Source organism: Sphingomonas sp. (genome assembly GCF_031380695.1).
Lineage (GTDB): Bacteria > Pseudomonadota > Alphaproteobacteria > Sphingomonadales > Sphingomonadaceae > Sphingomicrobium.
Map to the genome: position 1 here is coordinate 1 of NZ_JANMWY010000245.1, position 3,818 is coordinate 3,818.

The window sequence follows — 3,818 nt, forward strand, 5'->3', positions numbered from 1 at the left end:
CGAGCGCCAGCCCCATGCCCGAAGTGATTTTCCCCGGACCCGAAGGCCGCCTCGAAGGCCGCTTCAACCCGGGGCCGCGCCCGCGCGCGCCGGTCGCGCTGATCTTGCACTCGCACCCGCAGGCCGGGGGCACGATGAACAACAAGATCGTGCAATTGCTCTATCAGACCTTCGTTCGCCGCGGTTTCGCGACGCTGCGTTTCAATTTCCGCGGTGTCGGCAAGAGCCAGGGGCTGTTCGACAATGGCATCGGCGAGCTGAGCGATGCGGCGAGCGCGCTTGACTGGGTCCAGTCGATCCATCCCGAGGCCGAGACGACCTGGGTCGCCGGCGTCAGCTTCGGCGCGTGGATCGGAATGCAGCTGCTGATGCGTCGGCCCGAGATCAAGGGCTTCATCTCGATTGCCCCGCCGGCCAACATGTACGACTTCAGCTTCCTCGCTCCCTGCCCGTCGTCGGGCATCATCATCCAGGGAGAGGGCGACGAGGTGGTGACACCGAGCGCGGTGCAGAAGCTGGTCGACAAGCTGCGCACCCAGCGGCACATCACCATCCACCACGACACCATCCCGCAGGCGAACCATTTCTTCGCCAACGAAATCCCGCAGCTGATGGGCAGCGTGGACGATTATCTCGACATGCGGCTGGCGAAGGATTTGAAGCGGTAGCGGGTTGGGGGGCGCAAATGAACTCTAGACGTGGCTTAACGCTTATGTTGCTGTCGGCTGCCGCTTGCTCGCCGAACGGAGGAAATGCAGTGGCAGCTGGAACCGATCATTTTCGCTGCGCAGCGTTGATCGGCGCGGCAGACATGCTCATGAACAATGGCACAGTTCCGATGGACGAAGAACTGAGTAAACACGTCCTTGAGGCTGGAATGACCCACCTGAACGCTTATGCCATTCCCAAGCAAATCAAGGAAAAGGATGCCTTTGACGCGATTAAGGCGGAGCGTGACCGACTACTCGCCGCCGAAGCGCCAGCTGAAATCGTTGAACAGGCCAAGGCCTGTCTGTAGGTTCGGCTTTTTTCTCCCTCCCTCACACCGTCCAAATCACCACATTCCCGGCGATCACGATCCCCGCCGCGATCATCAGCCAGCCGCGCTGGATGGCTTCGCGCTCTTGCCCGCGCATGACCTGGCGCAGGCCGACGCCGAGCAGCAGGAAGGCGGCGATCATGCCGATGGCGGGGGCAATAGCGTTCATGGAGTGCTGTATACCATTGCTTAACCGCGTTGCGCGATGATCGCCTCATGTCCAGCGCGTTGCCCCGGCCGGTTCTCGACGAAGCCTTCGAGCGCATCGAAGGCACGATCCTGCCCTGCCTCGCGATGATGCTCGATTCGTTAATCGATGCGACCGCCGGGCTGAAGGACCGCGATCCGCGACTGCTGCTGGCGGAATTGCACACCATCTCGGCCGAACTGGAGGAGTTGACCGCAGCCGTGGCGCGGTCGCACCCGGCGCTCGGCGCGTCCCCGCCCCTGCGCCTGGTCAGCTGAGGTCAGGCGACGATCCGGGCGTGGAGCGCCGGATCGATATTGCCGCCTGACAGGATCGCCACCGTTTCCGAGACGATTTCGGTCTTGCCCGCGAGCAGCGCCGCCAGCGCGGCCGCTCCGCCCGGCTCTACTATCAGGCCATGCTCGCGCCACGCCCAGCGCATTGCGGCGATGACCTCGTCATCGGTGACGACCAGTGCTTCCGCCTCGCGCGACTTAAGGATGGCGAAGGTGATCGGTGATGCCCGCACCGTCTGCAGTGAGTCGCACAGGGTCGGCGCCGACGGATCCTCGACCGGGACGATATGGCCGAGCGCGAGCGAACGGGCGAGATCGTCCCACCCCACCGGCTCGACGATGCTGATCGCTGCATCGGGACAGGCCAGCGCGATGCCCGCAGACAGCCCGCCGCCGCCGCAGCACACGACGATCCGCGCGGCCAGCGGGGCACCTGCCGCCGCGAGCTGGTCGATGATCTCCAGCCCGACGGTCCCCTGCCCCGCGACGACATGCACATCGTCGAACGCCGGGACGATGGTCGCGCCGGTCCTGGCCGCTAGGGCGGTGGCGATGGCCACGCGGTCCTCGGTCAGCCGGTCGTAGAAGACGATTTCCGCTCCCTGCGCGCGGGTGCCGACGACCTTCACCTCGGGGGCGTTGCTCGGCATGACGATGGTCGCCGTGATGCCCAGTCGCCGCGCGGCGATGGCGACACCCTGGGCGTGATTGCCCGACGAGAAAGCGACCACGCCGCGCGCGCGTCCGGCAGCGTCGAGCTGGAGCAGGCGGTTACTTGCCCCGCGCAGCTTGAAGGCGCCGCCGGTCTGGAGCGATTCGCATTTGAGCCACAGCCTGTGGCCGTGAAGGCGCGCCTCGATCAGCGGCGTTTGGAGGACCGCGCCCGAAATGCGTTCCCGCGCCGCCAGCACGTCATTTCGATCGACCTTCATGACAGCCCGCAACCTCCTGAAACAACGACGGTTTCGACGAGCCGAGGCACAGCGGCGACGCACGTGTTTCGCGGGCGATCCGGCACCATCAAAAAATCTTGCATAGGGGGTTCGCCGTCCATATATCCGCGCTTCCGCTGCCCCATGGGACTTCCAACCGCAAGGCAGCTTATTTGAACGACTGTTGGAGGTCCCTTGAGTTGCACAAACATCATCGCGCGCTGGGGCTAGTTAGCGCCCCGTCCGTCGGCCGTCACAATGCCGTCGAGATCGCGAAGAGCCGACCGGTCCAGCCGGTCACGCTCCTTCGTCCGCATGCCGCCCGCAGGGCAGCCCGATTCTTCGTCGAGAAGTTTCCGGGGCGCTCGCTCTATGCGGTCAAGGCGAACCCGTCGGCGGAGCTGTTGCAGCTGCTGTGGGCCGAAGGCGTGACACATTACGACGTCGCGTCGCTGGGCGAAGTGCGGCTGGTGGCGGCGACGCTGCCTGAGGCGACGCTGTGCTTCATGCACCCGGTCAAGGCCGAGGAGGCGATCGCGGAGGCCTATTTCGAGCATGGCGTGAAGACGTTTAGCCTCGATACGCTCGACGAACTCGACAAGATCCTGCGCGCGACCCGCAACGCCAGCGATTTGAACCTGCTGGTGCGCCTGCGGGTCAGCTCGGACCATGCCAAACTGAGCCTCGCCGCCAAGTTCGGGGCCGAGCCGCACGAAGTGAAGCCGTTGCTGTTTGCTGCACGCCAGGCGGCCGACGCGCTCGGCATCTGCTTCCATGTCGGCAGCCAGGCGATGAGCCCGCAGGCCTATCGCGATGCGATGGTCCAGGTCCGCAACGCGATCGTCGAGGCGGCGATCACGGTCGACATCGTTGACGTCGGCGGCGGCTTTCCGTCGTCCTACCCGGGGATGGAGCCACCGCCGCTCGAAGCCTATTTCGACACGATCCACGAGACGTTCGAGGCGCTGCCGATCAGCTACTCGGCCGAACTTTGGTGCGAGCCGGGCCGCGCGCTGTGCGCCGAATATGCCAGCGTGCTGGTGCGGGTCGAGAAGCGCCGCGGCGACGAACTGTACATCAACGACGGTGCTTATGGCGCGCTGTTCGACGCGGCGCATATCGCGTGGCGTTATCCGGTTGCGCTGGTGCGTGAGCCGGAGAGCGACGTGCGGCCGATGAACTTCAGCTTCTACGGCCCGACGTGCGACGACCTCGACCATATGGTCGGGCCGTTCGAGTTGCCCGGCGATGTCGGCCCCGGCGACTATATCGAGGTCGGGATGCTCGGCGCCTATGGCTGCGCGATGCGCACCGGCTTCAACGGCTTTGGAGTCGAGGACCGGCTGATCGTCGATGACGAACCG

6 protein-coding genes are annotated in these 3,818 nt (G+C 65.2%); 4 read left to right on the top strand and 2 right to left on the bottom strand.

From position 1 onward, the window contains the following. Positions 1–14 precede the first annotated feature (14 nt). Entirely contained in the window at positions 15–668 is a 654-nt protein-coding gene (locus tag RMN84_RS08745; RefSeq protein WP_309611798.1) for an alpha/beta hydrolase, read from the top strand. A gap of 89 nt (positions 669–757) precedes the next feature. Continuing rightward, on the top strand, positions 758–1,018 hold the full coding sequence (locus tag RMN84_RS08750) for a hypothetical protein (RefSeq protein WP_309611793.1): 261 nt from the start codon (positions 758–760) through the stop codon (positions 1,016–1,018). 22 nt (positions 1,019–1,040) lie between these two features. Here RMN84_RS08750 and RMN84_RS08755 read toward each other — a convergent pair whose 3' ends face one another. After that, positions 1,041–1,208, bottom strand: coding sequence for a hypothetical protein (locus RMN84_RS08755; protein WP_309611794.1), 168 nt, complete (start codon positions 1,206–1,208; stop codon positions 1,041–1,043). Positions 1,209–1,255: 47 nt separating this feature from the next. On the opposite strand from RMN84_RS08755, the gene RMN84_RS08760 reads away from it, so the two are divergent. Then, a complete protein-coding gene (locus RMN84_RS08760) occupies positions 1,256–1,504 on the top strand; it encodes a hypothetical protein (protein ID WP_309611795.1) in 249 nt (82 codons plus the stop codon). Positions 1,505–1,506: 2 nt separating this feature from the next. On the opposite strand, the gene RMN84_RS08765 is transcribed toward RMN84_RS08760, so the two are convergent. Next, positions 1,507–2,454 (bottom strand): threonine/serine dehydratase, encoded by a 948-nt coding sequence (locus tag RMN84_RS08765; RefSeq protein WP_309611796.1) that lies wholly within the window; start codon positions 2,452–2,454, stop codon positions 1,507–1,509. 200 nt (positions 2,455–2,654) lie between these two features. Here RMN84_RS08765 and RMN84_RS08770 point away from each other — a divergent pair. Then, a partial coding sequence (locus RMN84_RS08770) for a type III PLP-dependent enzyme (RefSeq protein ID WP_309611797.1) occupies positions 2,655–3,818 on the top strand: 1,164 nt, incomplete at its 3' end.